General features: G+C 64.8%; 23 protein-coding genes. 12 read left to right on the forward strand and 11 right to left on the reverse strand.

Annotated features, from left to right (window positions below; genetic code table 11):
- Positions 1-35: 35 nt before the first annotated feature.
- The gene (locus tag HYH08_RS06475) at positions 36-1,277 is read left to right on the forward strand and encodes a GNAT family N-acetyltransferase (protein WP_220008884.1); all 1,242 of its coding nucleotides are present in this window, start codon (positions 36-38) and stop codon (positions 1,275-1,277) included.
- A gap of 66 nt (positions 1,278-1,343) precedes the next feature.
- Positions 1,344-1,769 carry an HIT family protein gene (locus HYH08_RS06480; RefSeq protein ID WP_220008885.1) on the forward strand — a complete coding sequence of 142 codons (426 nt, stop codon included), beginning with the start codon at positions 1,344-1,346 and terminating at the stop codon, positions 1,767-1,769.
- A gap of 45 nt (positions 1,770-1,814) precedes the next feature.
- On the opposite strand, the gene tsaA is transcribed toward HYH08_RS06480, so the two are convergent.
- The 4 genes from tsaA to HYH08_RS06500 all read right to left on the reverse strand — a co-directional run bounded on the left by tsaA (position 1,815) and on the right by HYH08_RS06500 (position 4,568).
- The gene (gene tsaA, locus HYH08_RS06485) at positions 1,815-2,306 is read right to left on the reverse strand and encodes a tRNA (N6-threonylcarbamoyladenosine(37)-N6)-methyltransferase TrmO (protein WP_220008886.1); all 492 of its coding nucleotides are present in this window, start codon (positions 2,304-2,306) and stop codon (positions 1,815-1,817) included.
- Between the two features lie 31 nt (positions 2,307-2,337).
- Positions 2,338-2,688: an AzlD domain-containing protein gene (locus HYH08_RS06490; RefSeq protein WP_220008887.1), complete on the reverse strand. Its 351-nt coding sequence runs from the start codon at positions 2,686-2,688 to the stop codon at positions 2,338-2,340.
- Positions 2,685-3,425 carry an AzlC family ABC transporter permease gene (locus HYH08_RS06495; RefSeq protein WP_220008888.1) on the reverse strand — a complete coding sequence of 247 codons (741 nt, stop codon included), beginning with the start codon at positions 3,423-3,425 and terminating at the stop codon, positions 2,685-2,687. Before HYH08_RS06495 ends, HYH08_RS06490 begins: the two co-directional genes overlap by 4 nt.
- A 102-nt stretch (positions 3,426-3,527) precedes the next feature.
- The gene (locus HYH08_RS06500) at positions 3,528-4,568 is read right to left on the reverse strand and encodes a lytic transglycosylase domain-containing protein (RefSeq protein ID WP_228747556.1); all 1,041 of its coding nucleotides are present in this window, start codon (positions 4,566-4,568) and stop codon (positions 3,528-3,530) included.
- Between the two features lie 20 nt (positions 4,569-4,588).
- Here HYH08_RS06500 and HYH08_RS06505 point away from each other — a divergent pair, with 20 nt between their 5' ends.
- Together HYH08_RS06505 and HYH08_RS06510 are read left to right on the forward strand one after the other, a co-directional pair.
- Entirely contained in the window at positions 4,589-5,605 is a 1,017-nt protein-coding gene (locus HYH08_RS06505; protein WP_220008955.1) for a TRAP transporter substrate-binding protein, read from the forward strand.
- 82 nt (positions 5,606-5,687) lie between these two features.
- Positions 5,688-6,326, forward strand: coding sequence for an HAD family hydrolase (locus tag HYH08_RS06510; protein WP_220008889.1), 639 nt, complete (start codon positions 5,688-5,690; stop codon positions 6,324-6,326).
- Positions 6,327-6,378: 52 nt separating this feature from the next.
- On the opposite strand, the gene HYH08_RS06515 is transcribed toward HYH08_RS06510, so the two are convergent.
- Positions 6,379-7,410: a phenylacetaldoxime dehydratase family protein gene (locus HYH08_RS06515; protein WP_220008890.1), complete on the reverse strand. Its 1,032-nt coding sequence runs from the start codon at positions 7,408-7,410 to the stop codon at positions 6,379-6,381.
- Between the two features lie 28 nt (positions 7,411-7,438).
- Positions 7,439-8,455 carry a carbon-nitrogen hydrolase family protein gene (locus tag HYH08_RS06520; RefSeq protein ID WP_220008891.1) on the reverse strand — a complete coding sequence of 339 codons (1,017 nt, stop codon included), beginning with the start codon at positions 8,453-8,455 and terminating at the stop codon, positions 7,439-7,441.
- A 197-nt stretch (positions 8,456-8,652) separates the two neighbouring features.
- Here HYH08_RS06520 and HYH08_RS06525 point away from each other — a divergent pair, with 197 nt between their 5' ends.
- From HYH08_RS06525 to HYH08_RS06550, 6 genes are all read left to right on the forward strand, one after another.
- Positions 8,653-9,609, forward strand: coding sequence for an AraC-like ligand-binding domain-containing protein (locus tag HYH08_RS06525; protein WP_220008892.1), 957 nt, complete (start codon positions 8,653-8,655; stop codon positions 9,607-9,609).
- Positions 9,610-9,733: 124 nt separating this feature from the next.
- Positions 9,734-9,928 carry a hypothetical protein gene (locus HYH08_RS06530; protein WP_228747560.1) on the forward strand — a complete coding sequence of 65 codons (195 nt, stop codon included), beginning with the start codon at positions 9,734-9,736 and terminating at the stop codon, positions 9,926-9,928.
- A 115-nt stretch (positions 9,929-10,043) separates the two neighbouring features.
- Entirely contained in the window at positions 10,044-11,069 is a 1,026-nt protein-coding gene (locus HYH08_RS06535) for an aldo/keto reductase (RefSeq protein WP_220008894.1), read from the forward strand.
- Positions 11,070-11,146: 77 nt separating this feature from the next.
- Positions 11,147-11,308 carry a hypothetical protein gene (locus HYH08_RS06540; RefSeq protein ID WP_220008895.1) on the forward strand — a complete coding sequence of 54 codons (162 nt, stop codon included), beginning with the start codon at positions 11,147-11,149 and terminating at the stop codon, positions 11,306-11,308.
- A gap of 148 nt (positions 11,309-11,456) precedes the next feature.
- Positions 11,457-12,878 carry an MFS transporter gene (locus tag HYH08_RS06545; RefSeq protein ID WP_220008896.1) on the forward strand — a complete coding sequence of 474 codons (1,422 nt, stop codon included), beginning with the start codon at positions 11,457-11,459 and terminating at the stop codon, positions 12,876-12,878.
- A 127-nt stretch (positions 12,879-13,005) separates the two neighbouring features.
- On the forward strand, positions 13,006-13,464 hold the full coding sequence (locus HYH08_RS06550; protein ID WP_220008897.1) for a PEGA domain-containing protein: 459 nt from the start codon (positions 13,006-13,008) through the stop codon (positions 13,462-13,464).
- Positions 13,465-13,533: 69 nt separating this feature from the next.
- Here the strand turns inward: HYH08_RS06550 and clpA are convergent, their stop codons facing one another.
- Together clpA and clpS are read right to left on the reverse strand one after the other, a co-directional pair.
- Positions 13,534-15,945, reverse strand: a complete 2,412-nt coding sequence (gene clpA, locus HYH08_RS06555) for an ATP-dependent Clp protease ATP-binding subunit ClpA (RefSeq protein WP_220008898.1) — start codon at positions 15,943-15,945, stop codon at positions 13,534-13,536.
- 292 nt (positions 15,946-16,237) lie between these two features.
- Positions 16,238-16,570, reverse strand: coding sequence for an ATP-dependent Clp protease adapter ClpS (clpS, locus tag HYH08_RS06560; RefSeq protein WP_027548135.1), 333 nt, complete (start codon positions 16,568-16,570; stop codon positions 16,238-16,240).
- Positions 16,571-17,050: 480 nt separating this feature from the next.
- Here clpS and HYH08_RS06565 point away from each other — a divergent pair, with 480 nt between their 5' ends.
- Positions 17,051-18,724 carry a TadE/TadG family type IV pilus assembly protein gene (locus tag HYH08_RS06565; protein WP_220008899.1) on the forward strand — a complete coding sequence of 558 codons (1,674 nt, stop codon included), beginning with the start codon at positions 17,051-17,053 and terminating at the stop codon, positions 18,722-18,724.
- Positions 18,725-18,798: 74 nt separating this feature from the next.
- Here the strand turns inward: HYH08_RS06565 and HYH08_RS06570 are convergent, their stop codons facing one another.
- Positions 18,799-19,137 (reverse strand): phasin family protein, encoded by a 339-nt coding sequence (locus HYH08_RS06570; RefSeq protein ID WP_220008900.1) that lies wholly within the window; start codon positions 19,135-19,137, stop codon positions 18,799-18,801.
- Between the two features lie 388 nt (positions 19,138-19,525).
- Between HYH08_RS06570 and HYH08_RS06575 the strand changes: the two genes are divergently transcribed.
- Positions 19,526-21,373: a D-alanyl-D-alanine carboxypeptidase gene (locus HYH08_RS06575; protein ID WP_220008901.1), complete on the forward strand. Its 1,848-nt coding sequence runs from the start codon at positions 19,526-19,528 to the stop codon at positions 21,371-21,373.
- 226 nt (positions 21,374-21,599) lie between these two features.
- Here HYH08_RS06575 and HYH08_RS06580 read toward each other — a convergent pair whose 3' ends face one another.
- Together HYH08_RS06580 and HYH08_RS06585 are read right to left on the reverse strand one after the other, a co-directional pair.
- Positions 21,600-22,325, reverse strand: coding sequence for a DnaJ domain-containing protein (locus HYH08_RS06580; protein WP_220008902.1), 726 nt, complete (start codon positions 22,323-22,325; stop codon positions 21,600-21,602).
- A gap of 65 nt (positions 22,326-22,390) precedes the next feature.
- Entirely contained in the window at positions 22,391-23,134 is a 744-nt protein-coding gene (locus tag HYH08_RS06585; protein ID WP_220008903.1) for a vWA domain-containing protein, read from the reverse strand.
- Positions 23,135-23,139 lie beyond the last annotated feature (5 nt).

Genomic DNA, 23,139 nt, shown 5'->3' on the forward strand with positions numbered 1-23,139 from the left:
TGAAGTCGCTGCTGCAATGCACGATCTTGGGCGCAATGGCATCATCCGACATTACGCTCGAGGCCGTCCCGTCCATTGGCGAAATCTCGCCTGCGGATTGGGACGCCTGCGCCAATCCCGGTAGCGCTTGCAACGGGTATAGTGCGGGATCCTCATCTGTCCCTCCAGGCGATTCTCTCGGCCTCTTAAAGCCCGCCTATAACCCGTTCGTCTCCCACGCCTTTCTCTCGGCCGTCGAGACATCGGGTTCGGCGACGATCCGCACCGGCTGGGGGCCGCGGCACCTCGTCGCCAAGCTCGACGGCCGCGTCGCCGGCGTGGTGCCCTGCTATCTGAAATCCCACAGCCAGGGCGAGTACGTCTTCGACCGCGGCTGGGCGGACGCCTATGAGCGCGCCGGCGGGCGGTACTATCCAAAGCTCCAGGTGTCGGTTCCCTTCACCCCCGCCACCGGGCCGCGGCTGCTGGTCCGTGACGGCGTCGACCGCGAGCGCATCACGGAGGCGCTGGCAAGTGGCCTCATCGCGCTGTGCGGCGTCAGCAAGGCCTCCTCTGTGCACGTGACCTTTGCCCGCGAGGCCGAGTGGAAGCTGCTCGCCCAGCACGGCTTCCTCCAGCGCACCGACCAGCAGTTCCACTGGCGCAACGAAGGCTTTGCGACCTTCGACGACTTCCTCGGGACGCTGAACTCGCGCCACCGCAAATCGATCAAGCGCGAGCGGCGCGACGCGCTCGCCCCCGGCATCACCATCCACTGGCTCACGGGCAACGACATCACCGAAGACGCCTGGGATGCCTTCTTCGAATTCTACATGGAGACCGGCTCGCGCAAATGGGGCCGGCCGTACCTCACGCGCGAATTCTTCTCACTGATCGGCGAGACAATGGCGAAGGACGTGCTGCTGGTGATGGCTCGCCGTAACGACCGCTGGATCGCCGGCGCCATCAACTTCATCGGCTCGGATACGCTGTTCGGCCGCAACTGGGGCGCGGTCGAGCACCATCCCTTCCTGCACTTCGAGGTCTGCTACTATCAGGCGATCGATTTCGCCATTAAACACGGCCTGAAACATGTCGAGGCCGGCGCGCAAGGCGAGCACAAGATCGCGCGCGGCTACCTGCCCCGGACGACGCATTCCGCCCATTTCATCGCCGACCCCGGCCTGCGCCGTGCCATTGACGATTACCTCAAACGCGAGCGCGCCTATGTCGCCGAAGCCGGACGCGAGCTCGCCGAGCTCGGCCCGTTCCGCAAAGGCATCGACGAGGCGCCTTGACGGTTCACCGCGGCTGGTGACAGTAAGCGCAAAATTTGAAGCTCAAAGTACCTGGGAGCCGCCGCCATGACCGCCTACGACACCAACAACATCTTCGCAAAAATCCTGCGCGGCGAGCTGCCCTGCCACAAGGTCTATGAGGACGAGCACGTCTTCGCCTTCCTCGACATCATGCCGCGCGTCCCCGGCCACACGCTGGTGATCCCGAAGGCCCCCGCCCGCAACATCCTCGACATCTCGCCGGACGATTACGCCCATGTCGCGCGCGGTGCGAAGAAGATCGCCATAGCCGCAATGAAGGCCTTCAACGCCGACGGCATCACCGTGCAGCAGTTCAACGAGGCCGCCGGCGGACAGGTGGTGTTTCACCTCCACATGCACGTGATGCCGCGCCACGACGGCGTCGCCATGCTGCCGCCCGCCAGCCGCAAGGAAGACGTCAAGGTGCTGGAAGAGAACGCGACCAAGCTGATCGCGGCGTTGAAGGCCTGACCGTCATTCCGGGGCGCGACAACGTTGCGAGCCCGGAATGACGGACTACTCCATCTGAAAATCACCTGCCTGCGGCGCGGCCAACGGCGTGAACTCGCAACGATCCGGCTTGATGTCGATCAGCGGCGTGTTGTCGATGCAGTCGAGGCCGCGCACCAGGATGGCATTGCCCTCGATGCCGACCAGCTTGACGATCGAGGTGCCGATCGGGTTCGGCCGCACCGGCGAGCGCAGCGAGAAAGTGCCGCGGGTTTTCTCGTTGTTCTTCGGGCTTTGCAGCACGATGTCGCGGCGCGACCTGTCGAGCCAATAGAGCACTTCGAGATTGCTGTAGAAATCGACGCCCTTGATGGCCGGCACGAACGGCTCGAAGATCTCGAGCCGGCAGATCGGGCCGTCCTGACGCCCCTGCCGCGGCGTCTCGAGCCGCGAGCTCCAGGGCGTGCGGATGCGGCCGATGAAGACGAGGCTGGCATCCCCAGTGGACGGCAGCTCAATGGCGATCTCGCCTTCGCGGAGCTCGTTTTCGCGAACCATATTTCTGTTCCCTGGCTGTTCGGAGGCGGTTTTAGCCCAACCACCACTTGCCGGCCAGCATGAACAGTTCGCCGCTGACAACGCCGGCGAAAATCGAGCGCCGGGTCGAGAGGAAGACAATGAGCCCGGCGGCGACCGCGCCGTAGCGCAGGGCATCCGGCACGCTCGCCAGCGCACCCGGCGGCTGGACCACGATCTGGGCGATGACGCCGGCCAGAATCGCGGTGGCAACCGCCCTCACCCAGACCAGCAGCTCCGAGCCCTCGTCAATGCCGCCACCGAACCACAAGCCCAGCATGCGCCATATCTGGTTCGGAACAACGCCGGCGACGAACAGCACGACCAGCGCCTGCCAGTCGCCGATGAGCTGCGCGTAGCTCATGCGCGCACCTCCCGCCACCAATGCACGCCATAGGCGATCGTGCCGGCGACGAGCCCGCTGACGAGGATGTCGAGGCCGGAGTTCATCTTCGCCGCGATCGGATAGAGCAGCACGCCGAGCGCCAGCGCGACGACGTCGGCAGCCTCCCGGCTGTTGCGCGCGGTCGAGAACAGGAACGACAGCGGCGTCAGCATCAGGATCGCCGCTCCCAACGTCTGCGTCAGGTTGGCCGCGAGGAAATAGCCGACCGTGTTGGCGGTGAGGCACACCGAGACCAGGCCGAAGCCAAGCCCGTTGACGAAGGCGATCCGCCGCTCGCGCGGCACCTGCGGCAGGAAGCGGTGGCACTCGACCCACAACGTCACTGCGGTCAGATGCGCTGCAAAGAATAGCTCGCGCCGCCTGGTCGTCGGCGTGCGCATCAGCGGCAGCACCGACACCACCATTGGGAACAGGCGGATGGCGCTGACCGTCACCGCAATCGCCGACTGGATGATGGTGGCGCCCGAGCCGAGCGTGGTGATCAGGATGATCTGTGCCGGGCCCGCCCAGACGAACAGCGTCGAGCAGAGCGCCCAGAGCAGGCTGAAATGGGTGTCATGGGCGAGCGCGCCGATGCCGAGATAGGTCGCGAACAGGACGAGCGTGAGGATCGTCTGCGTGATCGACCGCAGCCCCCACGTAAAGGCGCGCCAGGGACTTTGCCATTGCGGGGAATCGAGCGGAGGAAGCGCCACGGGAGTTTTGGCCGGCTGAGGAATCGTGCGCCTGCATAACGGGCAATGCTGGCTTCCGCGTCAAGGAAGCGCGCGGCGGGGCTGGCATGCGCGCGAGGGCCATTAGCCCGCGACCCCTCTATTCTTCAGCACGAAACAAGCACCGCCGGCCTTGCGAATGCGATTGCAGAGATCGTCCGCCTCGGCGCGCGTGTCGGCTCCGATCCGCACCTGATAGAAGGCATGCGAGCCGCGGCTGCGGACCACGGAGGAGAGCAAGCTCGGGTCGCGCTCGCCGATCACGGCGCTCAGCCGCGTGACGGCGCGGGAATACATCGCCAGCGCCTTGTTGCGATCAAAGCCGGCGGCGAGCTGCACGCCCCAGGTCTTTGCTGCGGCAAGCTCGACGTGCTGCTCGAGCTCGGCGACGAAGGCATTCGGCGCACGCTTGAGCAGCGCCATGAGGTCGCGGCAGCTGGTCGGCGGCGAACTCGGCGGGCCCTTACCGGTCGCTCCCGCCTTGGCCCATGCGTCCACGCTCGTGCCGGTGATGGCATAGACGTAATTGCGGGTCTGCTCCGGCATCGGGCCGGTGCCGGCCAGCCATTCCTGCACCCGGCGCGGGCCGGCATTGTACGCGGCGGCCGCAAGGCCGAGATTGCCGAACTGGTTGCGCAGCTCGTTCAAGAACTCCGCCGACTTCGGCAGCGCCTGCACCGGGTTGAACGGATTGAGCAGCCCGCGCTCGCTGGCGGTGCCCGGCATGAACTGTGCGATCCCCTGCGCATGCTCGCCGCTGCGCGTCATGGGCCCGACGGCGTCGGCCTGGAAGCGGCTTTCCTGCCAGATCACGCGGGCGAAGAATTCCAGCGGCAGATTGGCATCGCGCGCGGCCGCCTCGACGATCAGGCAGATCGATTCCCGCGTGTCGCTCTCGCGCGCATCGGCCGGCTTCTCCGGCGGATGCGCAAGCTCCTCGACGCTCGGGACAGCCACGTTGGTTTTCGCAGGCGAGCTGTCCCACGCAGCGACCTCTGTCGCGGAAGCCAGCAGCACGGCTCCGACGAATGCTGCAATTCGCGGCAGCCTTGCCCAAGTATCGCTGTGGCGCACGTGGACGCGGCATGCAACAAGATGATCTGCCATATTGTGGCATCGTGCCATGGTTCGACGAGTTGCCAATTATGTTGCCTGACCTGCTTCTCTCAATGCGCTCACCCGCTAAACGGATCCGTGCCCTCCTTGCGCTCGCCGCCCTCGTCCTCTCCGCAGCGCCCGCCGCGGCGCAAGTCAACTGGCGGATGACCACGGAATATCCGCAAAACAACATTTCCGGGATCGGCCTCTCCACTTTCGCCGATCGCGTCGCGGCGCGCACAAACGGTTTCGTGACCGTAGCTAACGCCTTCGACAACGAGCTCAAGATCAACTCGGGCGAAATGCCGCGCGCTGCGCTCGATGGTCGCATCGCCGGCGGCGATGCCTTTGCCGGCGCGCTGTCCGGCCTCGATCCGGTGCTCGGCCTCTCCACCCTGCCCTTCCTGGTGCAATCGGTGGACGCCGCCCGCGCCATCAACGCGAGGGCACGTCCGCTGTACGAAAAGGCCTTTGCTGCGCGCGGCCTCAAGCTGCTTTCTCTGACGATCTGGCCGGCGACGGGCCTGTGGTCGGAGCACGCGCTTGCAGGCGCCGACGATCTGCCAAAGCTGAACCTGCGGGCCTACGACGCCAATTCCAGCGCGGTGATGCGCGCGGCCGGGGCCAATGCGCAGTTCCTCCCGATGGACAAGGCGCTGGCCGGCCTGAAGGAACACCAGCTGAACGCGTTCCTCACCTCCGGCGACGGTGGCGCCGGGCGAAAGCTCTGGGACTTCCTGCCGTATTTCACGGCGATCAACTACGCGATGCCTATCTCCATCGCCTTCGTCCGCAGCGAAGACTTTGCCGCACTGTCCGAGCCGATGCAGCGCGAGGTGATGGCGGCCGCCGCCGAGACCGAGCAGAGCCAGTTCGCCCTCCTCGCCCACCGTACTGCTGAGAATTATGCGCGCATGCGCGAAAATGGCGTCAGCATCGTCGAGCCCGCCCCGCCATCCCTCATCGCATCTCTCCGCAGCGCTGCGACAAGCACGATCGCTGATTGGGAGGCGAAGACCGGCACCGATGCGGCCGCAATCGTCGCATGGGCACGGCAGCAATGACGCCTCGGAAGACGCCTTTGCTCTTGACTTGAGAGCCCAGCGAATTAGCAACGGGCGGCACTTTCAACGCGGTTCCGCTCTGATGGCCACCATCTATTTCGATCTCGACGGCACGCTGACCAACCCGAAGCCGGGAATTACGCGCTCGATCCAGTACGCGCTGAGAAAGCTCAGCCTCGGCGTGCCGAGCGAGGATGAGCTGACCTGGTGTATCGGCCCGCCCCTGCATGCGAGCCTGAAGAAGCTCACGGGCAGCGAGGAACTGGCTGACCGGGCGCTGTTGCTCTATCGCGAGCGATTTGCTGACATCGGACTGTTCGAGAACGAGGCCTATGCCGGCATCATGGAGACGCTGGCGACGATTGCCGCAACCAACCAGCGCATGTTCGTGGCGACCAGCAAGCCCTCCGTCTACGCCACGCGCATCGTCGATCATTTCGGCCTGAAGCCGTATTTCGAGCGCGTGTTCGGCTCCGAGCTCGATGGCACCCGCGTCGACAAGCGCGACCTGCTCCGCTACGCGCTCGACGAGGCCAAGGTCGACGCGAGCAAGGCCATCATGATCGGCGACCGCAGCCATGACGTGGTCGGCGCCCGCACCAACGGCATGACCGCGATCGGCGTGCTCTACGGCTATGGCAGCGAAGCCGAGTTGCGCGATGCCGGCGCGCATCATATCTGCGCCGCGCATCCCGAGTTGCTCGGCCATTGCAAAGCATGATCGGGAAAAGTGTGCCGCGGTTTTCCGACAAGATCATGCTCAGGCAACAAGCCTAGGCGCCGATGGTCTCCACCGCCGCCAGCATGCCCGTCTTCGCGTGGCAGTTCCGATATTCGAAGAATTGCTCGTCCGCGGCTGCGACCGTGACCTCGTGATAGAGGCGCAGCTTCGCTGCCGGCCCTAGCGTCGAGAGATATTTCATCGCCGCACCAAAGATCCGGACATGGGTCGGGTGCGATTCCGCCCAGCGCTCCAGCGCGGCAAGGCTCTTCCACCAGCTCTGACCGTAGGACTTTTCGCTGACGGTGCCATCGGCCGCGAGCACCTGCATGTAGCGGTTGGCGTAGCAGCCGATCGCGAGCCCATCGTCGCGCAGAAAGTCCATGCCCTCGCGCAGCACCGGCTCGACATCGTCGAGATAAAGCTTTCGCTCGGAGGCCTCGGTATCGCTCCAGTCCTGCCCGGAGCGGATCAGGCAGAGATTGTCGTGCGGTTTCACGCGCAGGCGCGCGCCGTCACGGACCAGCCCTGGCGCGCCGCCAGGCGCCATCGCATCGGTCTGTGACAACGGGATGCGGTCGCGCATGCCGCCCCAATAGGCGTGCTCCTGCACTTCGCCGCTCATGCCGTCCGCAATGACGGCGACACCCTCGGGCCGGTCGGGCGAGGAGAACAGGGTCTCATGCCGCGCCACGGTGGGACGTAGCACCTCGATGAAGCTGCCGATGCCCTCCCGTGCTTTGCCGGTCCAGGCTTCGCGCGCTGCCGCGAACCAGACATCGAAGCGCGCGACATCGTCCCAATAGGCGACCGTGACGATGGTCGCGTAGCCTGCCTGGTCGACATAGCGCGCGCGGTCCCAATGCGATGGGCCGCCTTCGCTGGCCAATAGTCCTGCGATCTCGGTCAGCGCAGCCAGTGGTACCTCACCGCGATACTGCACACCGAAATAGGCCATCACGACCCGGCTCACGGCCGGCTTGTAGCGCGCTACGAAGGACGGATATGGCGGCTGATAATCATCGGGCACGCGCTTGTGACGCGTGCGCAGCGCTTCGAGATGCTGAGGAATTGCGGATTCCATGATCAGACCCTCCCCTCGATGCTCGCGATCAGCTTGCCGCCGCCGCGATGTCCGTGGGCTCGATGGTGTCGACCGGCAGTGCGAACTGCTCGACGCGCTGATATCGCTTCTTGTTGAGCAGTAGCCGCGTCACGTCCGGCCGCGAATAGTGCCCGGCGGGATCGGCCGCGTTCTTGGCGACGCCGATGGCGCCGAGATCGATGTCGGCAATCAGCAAGCCCTCCTGGTCCGGCGCAAGCTTGTCGCCGATCTGGCTGCCGTCGGGGCCGTAGATCGCGGCAAAACCGCCGCCGACATGCAATAGCGCGTGCTTGTCGGGACGGTCGCAGAGTTCGTCGACCATCGCCTGTGATACCGTGGCGCACGGCGCGAGCACGAAGCAGGAGCCTTCCACGGCATAGACGCGCGAGGCGGCGTTATTGACCTCGGCGCCTAACGCCGGCGCGAACGGATCGTAGAGCGAGAAGCTCGGCCAGGCCGCGACGTGGACCTGCTCGTTCTGAGCATACATCGCGTATTTCGACAGCGGCTGGAGGTGCTCCCAGCAACACAGCGCGCCGAGCCGGCCGATATCGGGTCGCGCATGCACGGCGAGATCGCTGCCGTCGCCCTCGCCATAGACAGTGCGCTCGGCATGGGTCGGCCGCAGCTTGCGGCGCTTTGCGATGGACTCGCCGTCGGGCCCGATCAGCCATTGCGCCAGATAGAGGCTGCCGCCGTCACGCTCGGACAGGCCGATCACGGCGGTGAGTTTTGCCTTGCGCACGGCATCGCACAGGCGTTCGGCCTGCGGGCTGTCATAGGACAGCGAATTGTCGAAGTAGCGCTGCACGAAGCCGCGGCCGATCGCCCAAGCCGGCGAGTCCATCCAGATATGCCAGGGGTAGCCGGGGATGAAAGCCTCGGGGAACGCGATCAGCTTGGCGCCCTTCTCGGCGGCCTCCTTGATCAGCGCGATCGACTTGTCGATCGAAGCGTCGAGATCGAGCCAAGCCGGTGCCGCCTGCACCACCGCCACCTTGTATCGGGGATGTTCGATGCCCATTACCGCCTCCATTGCCGGTTGATCGGAAGCCACGTCCGATGCAGTCTATTGAGACAAGCCGGGCGGCCGGGCGCTCGACCGCGACGGAACAAAAACTCGACTGGGCAGGATCGCCCAACGGGTACGGAATTTGCCTGCAACGAGGCCGAATCCGCGCCCACATGCGGTTTTGCCGGATGCGACAGGGAGGCTTGCCGATGACAATCCAGTTCACGACGGACGGCAGCCCCGGCTACCGGCGGCTGGCGCTGTGGCAGGACATCGTCTGCGACGTCTTCGTCGGGCTCGACTGCAAGTCCGACCTCGGCAGTGCCTTTCACGGCTCGGTCACGCAAGCCACGCTCGGCAAGGCGGTGTGCTCCGAGGTCTGCTCCGACCGCCAGCACGTATTCCGCACGCCCTCGCGCATCGCCCGTTCGGACCAGGATTATGTTCTCATCGCGCTTGGCAATCGCGGCGTTGGCGGCGTTGCGCAGGACGGCCGCGAAACCGTGATCCATCCCGGCGAGTTTGCGCTCTACGACACCACGCGGCCTTACGAGCTGAAGTTCAACGACAGTTTTACCCAGACCATCTTCAAGGTGCCGCGCGAGATGCTGCAGCGGCGGCTCGGTGGCACCGAGACGCTGACTGCGATGTCGTTCGGCGCGGACGCCCCGCTCGAGCGGCTAGCCTATGACTTCATCTTCCGGCTCTGCCAGAACGCGGACCGGCTTGCATCGGGCAACGCGGGGGCATTATCGGAACAGGCCGTCGATCTTCTGGCGATGGCGCTGAGCGAACGGCTCGGCACGACGTCGCTGCCGTCCTCGACCCATCGCTCCGCCCTGCTCTACCGTCTGAAGGCCCACATCCGCGCCCATCTTGCCGATCCTGATCTGTCGCCCGCAGAGACTGCCGCCGCACTCGGCATCTCCGCGCGCTATGTCAACGACCTGCTCGCCGACGAGGATACTTCGTTCCAGCGCTATGTCCTTGCCGAACGTCTGGCCCGGTGCCGGCGCGATCTCGCCTCGCCCATGCTCGCGCACCGCCACATCAGCGAGATCGCGTTCGCCTGGGGCTTCAACGACCTCTCGCATTTCGGCCGCGTCTTCCGCGAGCATTTCGGCATGTCGCCGCGCGACTTCCGGCAGAGCCAGCTGCGGCACTGAGCAGCCATCTGTCCTAGCCTTCGGCTGAGACGAAGCCAACGCTCGCCAATTCCAGATTGTCTTGTCGAGACGCGTGCATCAGGCTGCACGCATGAGGATTCACGCGACGATAAGCGGATCGGACTTGCTGCTCAGCGTGATCGCGATCCGGCTCGCGATGCTTGTCGTGCTGGGCTGGAGCTTGACTCTCCTGCCACAGCGGGCGCGCAACGGTGAGCTTGCCTGCGTCCCCGCTGTCGCAGCGAGCGAAGCTCAGGCAAAGATCGTCGGCCCACGCGTCGTCGATGCTGCGGTCGATGAGATGCTGCGGCACGACTAGGCCGCTCCCAAGCAGAGCCGCCATGTGAGCGCGTGATAGGTCAAGGCACCCGCTTGCGCTAACCTCAGCATCAAGGTCGCACCGATCAAGCAGCGGGCAGCCGAGGAGCACATCGATGGAATACCGACGCCTGGGCCGGTCCGGCCTGATGGTTCCCGCCTTGAGCCTGGGAACAGGCACGTTCGGCGGCGTCGGCCGCCTCGCCGCATGGGGTACGACGGATGCGACCGAAGCGCGGCGGCTCCTGGATATCTGCCTGGAGGCCGGCGTGTCGATGTTCGACACCGCCGACGTCTATTCGCTCGGCGAGTCCGAGCGGGTTCTTGGCGAAGGCATCAAGGGCCGCCGCGAGAAGGTGCTGATCTCGACCAAGGCCACTTTCCGCTTCGGCGACGGTCCCAACGACATCGGCTCGTCACGGCAACATCTGCTCGCGGCGATCGACGGTTCGCTCAAGCGGCTCGGCACCGACTACATCGACCTGTTCCAGCTCCATGGCTTTGACGCGTTCACGCCGCCGGAAGAAGTGCTCAGCACCCTCGACGTGCTCGTGCGCGCCGGCAAGATCCGGTACGTCGGTGTCTCCAACTTCTCGGGCTGGCACCTGATGAAGTCGCTCTCCGTTGCCGACAAGCACGGCTTTCCGCGCTACGTCGCCAATCAGACCTACTATTCGCTCGTCGGGCGCGACTACGAATGGGAACTGATGCCGCTCGGCCTCGACCAGGGCATCGGCGCCGTGGTCTGGTCGCCGCTCGGATGGGGACGCCTCACCGGAAAAATCCGCCGCGGCCAGCCGAAGCCGGAAGTCAGCCGCCTGCCCCAGACCGCCGATTTCGGACCGCCCGTGCCGGACGAGCACGTCTATCGCGTGGTCGAGACGATCGACGAGGTCGCGAAGGAAACTGGCAAGACCGTCTCGCAGATCGCGCTGAACTGGCTGCTTCAGCGTCCGACGGTCTCGACACTGATCATCGGCGCACGTAACGAGACACAGCTGCGGGAAAATCTCGGCGCGGTCGGCTGGTCGCTGACCAAAGAGCAGATTGCGAAGCTTGATGCCGCCAGCAAGGTGACGCTGCCCTATCCCTACTGGCACCAGCGCGGGACGTTCTCCGACCGCAATCCGCCGGCGGTGTAGTCGCACGGCCGCCGTTGAGGTGCGTCAAGCCCGCTTGCGCCGGCCGTGGCATGATGCGGCCGTCGCGAGGCTCTCCGATGCGCCGATTTGCCATGAAGGCCCTGTTCACGGTGCTCAATCTCAACCGCGCCGAACGGACGAGGATTGACTGGGACCGCGCCATCATCGTCATGTCGACCGCCGTGACGGTCGGGCTGATCGTGCTCTACGTCTTCGGAAAGTGGACGGCGCGCTGGTGAGGCAGCGACCCACGCTTGCCATTCCGGGCGGCCCGCCAAGGGACAGGACAAGGGGACAGGAACTGTCCGTGTCCTGCCGGGTTGCGATCCCACCTGCAATTTCCTAATCCGGGAACGAAACACGGCTCGAATCAAGCGCGCCTTCATCATGTCGTCCGCTCCCACCGTACATGCCGACGGCCTGCCGCAGCCACTGCGCAACCAGGCGGTGCTGACTATTGCGCTCGGCATCATCATGGCGGTCGTCGACAGTGCGATCGCCAATGTGGCGCTGCCGACGATCGCGATCGATCTCGACGCGAGCCCGGCCTTCTCGATCTGGATCGTCAACGGCTATCAGCTCGCCATCACCATCTCGCTGCTGCCGCTGGCCTCGCTTGGCGAGATCGTGGGCTATCGCCGCGTCTATCTGGTCGGGCTCGTGCTGTTCACGCTCGCCTCCGCGTTCTGCGCGCTCGCGCATACGCTGCCGCTGCTGACGGTCGCGCGCATCGTCCAGGGGTTTGGCGCGGCCGGCATCATGAGCGTCAACTCGGCGCTGGTGCGCTTCACTTATCCGCGCAGCCTGCTCGGCCGCGGCATCGGCCTCAACGCGCTCGTCGTCGCCTTTTCGGCCGCGGTCGGGCCCACGCTCGCCTCGGGCATTCTTGCGGTCGGAAGCTGGCCCTGGCTGTTCGCTATCAACGTACCGCTCGGCGCGGCGACGCTGGTGCTGGGCCTGCGCAGCCTGCCGCATACCAACCCCGCAAGCCATTCCTTCGACTGGCAGAGCGCGGGGCTCTCCGCGATCACCTTCGGCGTCGGCATCGCGGCCGTCGACAGCGTCGGCCATGGCGAGGCCGCACTCACCTGTCTCGTCCAGTTCGCCATCGCGATCGTCGCCGGCGCGGCGCTCGTTTACCGCGAAACGCACATGAAATCGCCGCTGCTGCCGGTCGATTTGTTGCGCATCCCGGTGTTCGGACTGTCGATTGCGACCTCGATCGCCTCGTTCTGCGGGCAGATGCTGGCCTTCGTCGCGATCCCCTTCTACCTGCAGAGCCGCTTCGGCTATTCGGCCGTGCATATGGGCCTGTTGATCACGCCTTGGCCGATCGCGGTCGCCTTCGCGGCTCCCCTCGCCGGTCGCCTGGTCGAGCATTATCCGGCCGGCCTGCTTGGCGGCATCGGGCTCACGTTGTTCGCCTGCGGCCTCGCTGCGCTCGCCTTCCTGCCGGCCGCGCCGACGCCGCCCGACGTGATCTGGCGGATGGCGCTGGCCGGTGCCGGCTTCGGCCTGTTCCAGACCCCGAACAACCGCACCATGATCGCAGCCGCCCCGCGCGAACGCTCCGGTGGTGCCAGCGGCATGCTGGGCACTGCGCGCCTGCTGGGTCAGACCACTGGCGCCGCGCTGGTGGCGCTGTTTCTCGGCCGTTATCCGGTTGACGGAACCCGGATCGCGCTCCTCACCGGCGTCGGCTTTGCGCTGTGCGGTGCGATCCTGAGCATGCTGCGGCTGTCACCTTCGGGCGCACGCGGCGCCGAGCATGTCCGCGTCCAGGACGACCAACGCCTGCGCGGCGATTAGCCAAGTCTACGCCAGGATGATCGCCCCCTTTCCACACAACCGTTGCGTGGCTTAACTATCCGGACCAATGATGTATTGCCCTCCCGCTCCGGTTGCGCTTCATTGGCGCCGGGCATAAGGGGCATTCATGCGTTCATTTGGAGTTGTGGCGCTCAGCGTCATGCTGGGCGGCTGCGCGTCTGTCACGCGTGGTACGACTGAAAATATCAGCATCTCATCGACACCGTCAGGCGTGGAAGCCATGGTCAGCGGAATGGAAGTCCCGACCACCTGCACGACGCCCTGCTCCGTCGTCGTCAAGCGGAACGCGGACATCTCGATCACCTTCCAGAAAGAAGGCTACGAGCCGCAGGTCGTGCCGCTCAGCCGAGACATCCAGACCGGCGGAGCGGCCGGCTTTGCCGGCAATCTCTTGCTGGGCGGTGTCGTCGGCATGGGCGTCGACGCCGCAACGGGCGCCGCGACCGATCACAAGCCGAACCCGGTCATCGTGACCATGCAGCCGTCGGCGCCTCCTCGCGCGCTGCCGTCCGCGCCGAAGAAGCCGCGCGCGCCGGCAGCACCTCCGCCGGACACCGGCACGTAAGGCACTGCACTCTGATCAAACAAAAAGGCCGGCTCTTCAGCCGGCCTCTTTCAATTCATGACGTGCCGATCAAACCTTGACCAGCGGGCCTTTCGAGGTCGGCCCCTTGGAGCCGCCGGGGCCGCCCGGCTTGTTGGGCTTGCCTGGCGGGCGCTTGCGGGCGCCGGGCAGCTTTTCCTGCTTCGGCGTGACCGGGCCCTCGACGAACTCGAAGCCGATCTTCTCCTTGGTCTCGTCGGCCTCGTCCTTGACCAGGACAACGCGGACATGACCGCCACCCTTGAGCTTGCCGAACAGCACCTCGTCGGCCAGCGGCTTCTTGATGTGCTCCTGGATGACACGCGCCATCGGCCGCGCACCCATCTGCTCGTCGTAACCGTGCTGGACCAGCCAGGTCTTGGCAGGCTCGGACAGCTCGATGGTGACGTCGCGGTCGCCGAGCTGCGCTTCGAGTTGAAGCACGAACTTCTCGACCACGGTGCCGATCACCTCGACGCTGAGATGGCCGAACGAAACGATGGCATCGAGACGGTTGCGGAATTCCGGCGCGAACTGCCGGTTGATCGCCTCGTGGTCGTCGCCTTCCCGCTTCGAGCGCGTGAAGCCGAACGCCTGCTTGGCGAGATCCGCCGCGCCCGCATTCGTGGTCATGATCAGGATCACGTTGCGGAAGTTGACCTGCTTGCCGTTGTGGTCGGTGAGCCGGCCGTGATCCATGATCTGGAGCAGCACGTTGTAGAGGTCGGGGTGCGCCTTCTCGATTTCGTCGAGCAGCACCACGCAATGCGGATGCTGGTCGACGCCGTCGGTCAAGAGGCCGCCCTGATCGAAGCCGACATAGCCGGGAGGCGCGCCGATCAGGCGCGACACGGTGTGCCGCTCCATGTACTCGGACATGTCGAAGCGCAGCAGCTCGACGCCGAGCGTCGCCGCCAGTTGCTTTGCGACCTCGGTCTTGCCGACGCCGGTCGGACCCGAGAACAGATAACAGCCGATCGGCTTCTCCGGCTCGCGCAGGCCGGCACGTGCCAGCTTGATGGAAGCTGCCAGCGACTCGATCGCCTTGTCCTGGCCGAACACGGTGCGCTTCAGGGTCTGCTCGAGGTGCTTGAGCACCTCGGCATCGTCCTTCGACACGCTCTTCGGCGGGATCCGCGCCATCGAGGCGATCGTAGTCTCGATCTCCTTGATGCCGATGGTCTTCTTGCGCTTGTTCTCGGCGACCAGCATCTGCGCCGCGCCGGACTCGTCGATCACGTCGATCGCCTTGTCGGGCAGCTTGCGGTCGTGGATGTAGCGCGAGGACAGCTGCACCGCCGCCTCGATCGCTTCATTGGTGTACTTCAGCCGGTGGTAGTCCTCGAAATACGGCTTGAGGCCCTTGAGGATCGCGATGGCGTCCTCGACGGTCGGCTCGTTGATGTCGATCTTCTGGAAGCGCCGCACCAGCGCGCGGTCCTTCTCGAAGTGCTGGCGATATTCCTTGTAGGTCGTCGAGCCCATGCAACGAATGGTGCCCGAGGCCAGCGCCGGCTTTAGCAGGTTCGAGGCGTCCATCGCCCCGCCCGACGTCGCGCCCGCACCGATCACGGTGTGGATCTCGTCGATGAACAGGATGGCGTTGGGATGCGCCTCGAGTTCCTTCAGCACCTGCTTGAGGCGCTCCTCGAAGTCGCCGCGATAGCGCGTGCCCGCGAGCAGCGTGCCCATGTCCAGCGAGAACACGGTCGCAGCTGCCAGAACATCCGGCACCTCGCTGTCGACGATGCGCTTGGCAAGGCCTTCTGCGATCGCGGTCTTGCCGACGCCAGCTTCGCCCACGAACAGCGGATTGTTCTTCTGGCGGCGGCACAGCACCTGAATCGCACGGTTGATCTCGGAGTTGCGTCCGATCACCGGATCGATCTTGCCGTCACGCGCCTTCTTGTTGAGGTTGACGCAATAGGTCTCGAGCGCCTCGCCCTTCTTCTTGGCGTCCTCGGTTCCCTTGGTCTCGGTCTCCTCGTCGACGCCGCGCACGGGGCGCGCCTCGGAGACGCCCGGCCGCTTGGCTATGCCGTGGCTGATATAGTTGACGGCATCATAACGCGTCATGTCCTGCTCCTGCAGGAAATACGCGGCATGGCTTTCGCGCTCGGCGAAGATTGCGATCAGCACGTTAGCGCCGGTCACCTCTTCGCGACCTGACGATTGCACGTGGATCACTGCGCGCTGGATCACGCGCTGGAATCCGGCGGTGGGCTTGGCGTCATCGGCGCCGTCCGTCACCAGGTTCTCGAATTCGGTCTCAAGATAATTGACGAGGCTCGTGCGGAGCTTGTCGAGATCGACGCTACAGGCGCGCATCACCGCGGCTGCATCGGAGTCGTCGATCAATGAGAGCAGGAGATGCTCGAGCGTCGCGTATTGGTGATGACGCTCGTTTGCGATCGCCAGCGCACGATGCAGGGATTGTTCAAGGCTTTGGGAAAAAGTCGGCATTCGCGTCCTCTATGGCCCCCACCATCATGATCGCCATCGCCCGGTCAGGCAACAACAACCTTTGTCACATATAGTTATACAAGACCGCGGCAAAAGACCGGTTCCGCGACTCAAATGGGCATTGCCCGCCCACCGCATATTCGATGCAAAACCCGTTCCGATTTGGGCAGAAACTACCCATTTGGGCAGGATTGGCGCCGACGCTGATTGTCATCGGCTCGCGCAGCCGCATGCGCTGACATCACACACCGCGGACTGAACAATCTCAAGAACTCTGGATGCGAACGCGCAGTTACTTCTTTTCCATCACGCATTGCAGCGGGTGCTGGTGCTTGCGGGCGAAGTCCATCACCTGCGTCACTTTGGTCTCGGCGATCTCGTAGGTGAACACGCCGCACTCCCCGATACCGTGATGATGGACGTGCAGCATGATCTTGGTCGCCGCCTCGACGTCCTTCTGGAAGAACTTCTCCAGCACGTGGACGACGAATTCCATCGGCGTGTAGTCGTCGTTCAGGATCAGCACGCGATACAGGTTCGGCCGCTTCGTCTTCGGCTTGACCTTGGTGATGACGGACGTGTTCGGACCCGTCGGGCTGCCGGAACGGTTCTCGTCATTGCTCATAAGGGGAGCGGAAACGGCGGCCGTGGACAGCTCGGTTATGGAAGACAGTTGCGGCATGGCTCAGGCGTTCAAATTCCCCACAGAAGCGAATAACAGTCAGCCGCGCGCCCCCTACTTCGGGGCCTCGCACAGGCGCGCCGCCTTGCTGGATCGCCGCTTCCAACCGGTCCGGTCCAAGCCGGATCGCTCGTCAGCAATATGGGCCCGCCCCCGGCTCGCCGCAAGCGTGCAAAGGCTTGCCTCAAGGCTTGGCCGATGCGGCCGGCGGTCCCGATTCCCGGTTCGGGCGATCCGGCCCAAGGTTAATCAATCCGGACCGATTTGACAAAAATTTCCAGTCCCGATGTTTAGAACGTCTTGACCAGGAACCTGACGTTGGCCTGACCGTACCCGAGGATCTCCGGTTTTCTACGGTCCGATTTACCCGTCATTCAACCCTGTGGCGTCAAATCGGGCAAACCACAGATCTCGGGGACCGTCATGTTTCGCCTGCCCGTTGTCAGCCGCTTTACCCGGCAGCTCGCCCACTTCACGGCGGCAGACCAAGGCAACATCGCCGTAATCTTCGCCATCGCGCTGGTCCCGGTGCTGGGTTTCATCGGGGCTGCGATCGATTATAGCCGCGCCGTCCAAACACGGACCTCGCTGCAAGTCGCGCTCGATTCGGCCGCATTGATGGTCTCAAAAGACCTGACGAATGGCACCATCACGGAAACCGACATCGAAGCCAGGGCGAAATCCTATTTCAGCGGCCTTTACACCGGCCGCGCCGGCGCGGTGGCTACGACCGACATCCACGCCACCTATACGCCGAAGGACTCGAACGGCATCTCCAACATTGTCGTCACCGGGTCTGGCAGTATACCGACCGATTTCATGAGGATCGCCGGCTATCCGGCGCTCGGATTCAGCGCGAGCTCGACCTCGGCATGGGGAAACACCCGCATGCGGGTGGCGATGGTCCTGGATAACACCGGATCGATGGGGCAGAACGGCAAGATGACCGCCATGCAGGCCGCGGCCAAGGACATGATCGACACGCTGTCCAACTACAACAAGCAGACCGGCGACGTTTACATCTCGATCATTCCGTTCTCGAAGGACGTCAACGTCGGTACCACCAACGGCTCCAGCAATCTCAGTGCGTCGTGGCTGAATTGGACCGAGTGGGAGGGCGAACCGCCGATCCTCGTCGGAAACAAATCCAGCGCCTTCAACTCGGCCGTCGGCGGATCGGATTGCCCCTTCACGAACGGCAATCAGGGCTTCACCTGCATGGACCGGCCGGCGACCTTGCCCGGCGCGCAGGCCGCACCCTACGGTAAGATACCTTCGACTGGCACCTATGCCGGATATATCTGCCCGAGCATCGACAGTGGCTACAAGCGCCCGGGCAAGACCGGTATCTATTACAACGGTTGCTACACAACCGCGACCGGCTCGAGCGCAAGCTGCGGATCGAACACGGCGTGCACCTGCACCGGCACCGGCTCGAACAAGATTTGTCACCTCTGGCGCGGCGACGGCACTGCGGCAACGGCTGCAGCCGCCCCCTCGCGCAGCACCTGGACGGGCTGCGTCAACGATCGTGACCAGGACTATGATACGCAAAACACCGCGCCGGACTCGGGCGGCGGCAGCCCTTCCAAGCAATTCTATGCGGAGCAGTGGTCCGGCTGCCTTCCGGCCACGGTGTTTCCGATGAGCAATCAGTGGCAGACGCTCAAGGACCAGATCTCAGCCATGTCTCCGAGCGGCAATACCAACCAGGCCGTGGGCCTCGCTTGGGGCTGGCAGTCCCTAAGCACGACCAACGGACCGATTGCCGCGCCGGCCAAGGCCAGCAACTACGTTTACAAGGACTATATCGTGCTGCTGTCGGACGGCTTGAACACCCAGAACCGCTGGAGCACGTCGCAGTCCAGTATCGACAACCGCCAGGAGATCCTCTGTCGGAACATCAAGGCTGACACGGCAAACCCTGTCACGATCTTCACCATCCAGGTCAACATCAACAACCAGGACGCCAAATCCCAGGTGCTGCAGGACTGCGCGACCAACGGTAATTTCCAGATGATCACGAGCTCCACTCAGACCTCGGACGCGTTCAAAAACATCCTGACGCAGATCTCAAAACTGCGCGTCGCGAAATAAGCGGGAGCGTGCCCCAAACAAAAAAAGCCCGGCTGCTTCAGCCGGGCTTTTTGCTTCCAGGATGTCCGGGAAAATTAGTGGGCGGCCGGGGTGAACTTCGACACGATGGTCTCGACCGGCTTGAACGCCTGCTTGGCGAGGTCGCTGTAGAGGCCGGCGATCTTCTGCGATTCCGCAACGAAGGTCTCGTAGGCGGAGCGGGCGAAGTCGGTCTGCGCTTCCATGGCCTTGTCCAGCGACTTCACGCCGGAAAGCTTCTCGACGAAGGACTTGGTGTCCTCGAACGACTTCTTGGTGTAGTCGCCATAGGCGCTGGCGATCGCCTGGAGGCCGTGCTGCACCGAGGTCGCGGAGGCAACGCACGTCTCGAACTGCTCTTTCCCGTAGTTCTGAAAGTCTTCAACCTTGAACATTTCGGAATCCTTTTCCCTGGCTCGCGTCCGGAAGCCCCGGCTCCCTGACTCTGCCTACAATTAGTGCAACGCACAAAAAAGTCAAGAATCTTGTGCGACGCACAAAACTCGTCGCAAATAGCTGAGATTCCCGGAGTTTCCCGCAAGGGTTCCTTAAGCTTTTGGAAACCGCGGCCCCCTACCCTGATTCCCTGGACGTGTTCAGCTTCCGCAATCGGCCAAAAGCCGTTTGAGAACATCACCTTAGCCAGAATAGCGGCTCAGGCCCAACGTCTCCCGCAGTGAACACCAGCGGAGGGACAGCCTGAGCAGGTAATGATCCCGGGTCCAATGGGCACAATTTCGCCTCAGGAGCCGGTGATCAAGTCAGAAACGGGGACGGGGTTCCATGCTTCGTAACAGCTTGTCTTCCTCGCGCTTGGCGCGGGTCGGCGTTTTTGGGCTTCTTACGGTCACCACCGCAGTCATCTTTACCACCGATGCTGCCGAGGCGCGTCGGCATCGGCGTCACTACGCGCACCACCGGGTGCAGAGCGACGTCTCCGAGAGCTCCAGCGAGAAATTCGCGTCGATCATCGTCGACGGCAATTCCGGCGCAGTGCTTCAATCGAACGCCCCGGACGGGATACGCCACCCCGCCTCGCTCACCAAGATCATGACGCTCTATCTGCTGTTCGAGCGCCTCGAGTCCGGCAAGATGAAGCTCGACACCGAGATGCCGGTCTCCCAGCACGCCGCCGACCAGGATCCGACCAAGCTGAACCTGCGTGCCGGCCAGACCATCCGCGTCGAGGACGCGATCAAGGGCCTCGTCACCCGTTCCGCCAACGACGCCGCCGTGGTGATCGCCGAAGCGATCGCCGGCAACGAAGACGATTTCGCCGCGATGATGACGCGCAAGGCGCGTGCGCTTGGCATGTCCCGGACGGTCTACCGCAACGCCAACGGCCTTCCCAACGACGAGCAGGTCACCACCGCGCGCGATCAGGCCACGCTTGGCCGTGCCATCCAGGAGCGCTTCCCGCGCTACTATCGCTATTTCGCAACCTCGACCTTCAACTGGCGCGGCCAGTCGATCCGCAACCACAATCACCTGCTCGGCAGCGTCGAGGGCGTGGACGGCATCAAGACCGGCTACACCCGCGCCTCCGGCTTCAACCTCGTCACCTCGATGCGCCGCGGCAACCGCTACCTGATCGGCGTGGTACTGGGCGGCCGCAGCGGCGGCTCGCGCGATGCCATCATGCGCAACCTGCTCGCGGAGAACCTCGAGAAGGGGGCGACCACCCATACCGTCGCCGCCGTGACCGAACGCAACGGCGCCGACGCCAGCACCGATGTCGCTGACGCCTCGGATACGCCGCCGGCCCGGCCCGCTCCGCAGATCCAGGCCGCTGCCGCCCCTGCTCCGGAATCGGCTCCGTCGCGTCTCGCCGCTCGTCTGCAGACGCTGGCGGCTGCGACTGCCGCGGTGCCCCCGGCTCCGGCCAAGCCCGAAGTCAAGCCTGAGGTGCGGTCGACGGAATCCAAGATCGAGCCGGCGCCGCTCACCAACGGCGTGATCTCGAGCCAGCCGCTCGCCATCATCCCCGGTTCGTCCGAGCCGATGAAGCCGGTCCGGGTCAAGACCGTTCAGGTCAAGGCCGGCGCCGTGAAGGTCGCCTCCGCCGCCCCGGCTCAGGTCGCCCCGCAGGTCACGAACACGATTGCCACCCGCCCCGACGTGGCGGAGACCTCCACCGCGGTCGTTGCCCGCGCCGACCTCATCAACAAGCCCGAGACGGTGAGCCAGCCGGAAGCGCCGAAGGCTGAGAGCGTCCGCGCCGAGATGCCGCGCCAGCCGGCCGGCTTCGGCACCGGCAATGGCATCCTCGGCGTTCTGCCCGCCGCAACCGCTGCCGCGCCCGCCCCGGCACCGAAGCTCGCCTCCGCCGATCCGGCGCCGCAGCCGGTCCAGATGAGCGCCACCACCAAGCCGGTCGTCACCCACAGCGGCTGGATCGTCCAGGTCGGCGCGCTCGAGAGCGAGAACGAGGCCCAGCAGCGCATCGACGCCGCGCGCAGCTCGGCCCGCGGCCTGCTCAGCAAGGCTGATCCGTTCACCGAGCCCGTGGTTGCCAAGGATAATCGCAAGCTCTACCGCGCCCGTTTCGCAGGGCTCGAGCGGGATCAGGCCGAGGCCGTCTGCCGCGCCCTGAAGCGCGCCGACATCTCCTGCATCACGGTCCGTAACTGATCCACGTCGCATCGCCTCAAACCAAAGCCCGCGCCTTTCGGTGCGGGCTTTTTCGTTTCGCGAGGTGCGGCGACGCAAAGTCAGTTCCCGACAACCTCTCGTCAACAATTTACGGTTAAATTTTTACTCAACAGATCGACCACGCCGACAAGGCGGGCATCGGGGCGACGGCAGACAGAGCAAGCGGAGCTGACGCGGGATTAGCGTTTGTAGCGTGATGCCGGAGTTAGCCGTTATGCGTACGAAGCAGAGTATCCTTGGCCTCGTTCACACGGGCAGCGAGATACGTCGAGCCCCCCTGGTCGGGATGCAGTTTCTTCATCAGGGACTTGTGAGCCCGGCTGATGTCGTCGCGCCCCGCCCCCGGCTGCAAGCCAAGGATCTGATAGGCTTCCTCCGGCGTCATTTTACCGTTCGCCGCCGTGCGGCGCTGCCGCCCTGCCGCATCGCCCTGCGCGTTCTGACGCCAGGCGGGAAACCGGCGGTCCAGATAGCTTTCAAGTAGGGCCACGCTCTCGGCGTCGAACGCCGGAACCATGGCCAGCAGGCCCGCGAGATCGAACTCGTCGAGACTGCGCCCGGCATAGGGACCGGCGATGATCTGGCCTGCGAGCTGACCGGAATCGTGGTCGAGCCGCATGTCCAGAAACTGCGAGCGCACGCGCGAAGCCCGACCCGTCGGGCGGTTCGCGCCGCCGCCGAACAGCCCGCCGACATTGCCGAGGCCGGCATTTGCGAGCGGCGTCCAGCCGAGAAGCCCGGCGCCGAAAATTCCGAGCGGAATTGCCACCGCCAGCTCGCCGCGCAGGCCCGTGAAGGCCGCGACCGCCAGCGCCAGCACGCCGCCGCCGAACTTGATGGTGCGCGCCAGCACCGCCGGATTGGCCGAGCGGAACATCTGGAGCAGCAAGTAAAGCGTGATGATTGCGACGGCGCCGGCGATCAGGGTCATGGCCGGAATATAGTCGGCCTCGCGTCAAAAAGCATGGCGTCCGTATCCCGCGGATCGCGACGGCGCTACCTCATCTGGCCGATCAGCTTGGCCGCGCCGCTCGCGCTCTTCGCCAATTTCAACAGCGCCTCGCGGCCGCCGACGGCATAGGCCGCGGCTGCCCGCAGCAGTTCGCGCAGCTGCGCCGCCGCACCGGGATCGAACCGGCACCAGGCGCCGCCGGTCAGTCGCGCAATCTCGCGAAAGGTCTTTTCGGCCATCGCGTCGTTGCCTTCCTGAAACAGGAAGACGGGCACCTTGAGCATGCCGAGCTCGCCGGCCTTGGCGCAGAGCTCGTCGACCTTCTCCTCCATGGCGTCGCCGACGAACACGACGGCACGCACGCCGGAGGCGACCGCCTCGCGTCGCGCCTCGCTCAGCACCTTGCCGATCTGGGTGTCGCCGCCGCGGCAATCGATCTTGCTCATCAGCGTCGCAAGCTTTGCGCTGTCGGAGATCCAGCCCGTGGCGCGGCACTCGTTGTAGCCGCGATAATAGACCAGCCGGATGTCGAGACTGCCGAGCGCCGCGGTCTCGCGGAACATGTCGGCCTGGAGCGCGCAGGCCATGTCCCAGGTCGGCTGTCGGCTCATCGTCGCATCCAGCGCGAAAATCAGCCGCCCCTTGGCGCCGGGCGCATGTGGCGAGAGTTCACGCGCCTTGGCGACGAAGGCGGCGATATCCTCCGAGGTGCTGGCTTGCGGTAGCGCGCCGCCGGCTTGCGCCGAGACGGCATCGCCACCCCGCGGTCTGATGGGTTCGCCCGACATCGCTG

It is taken from the genome of Bradyrhizobium sp. BR 10289 (assembly GCF_019455385.1).
Lineage (GTDB): Bacteria > Pseudomonadota > Alphaproteobacteria > Rhizobiales > Xanthobacteraceae > Bradyrhizobium.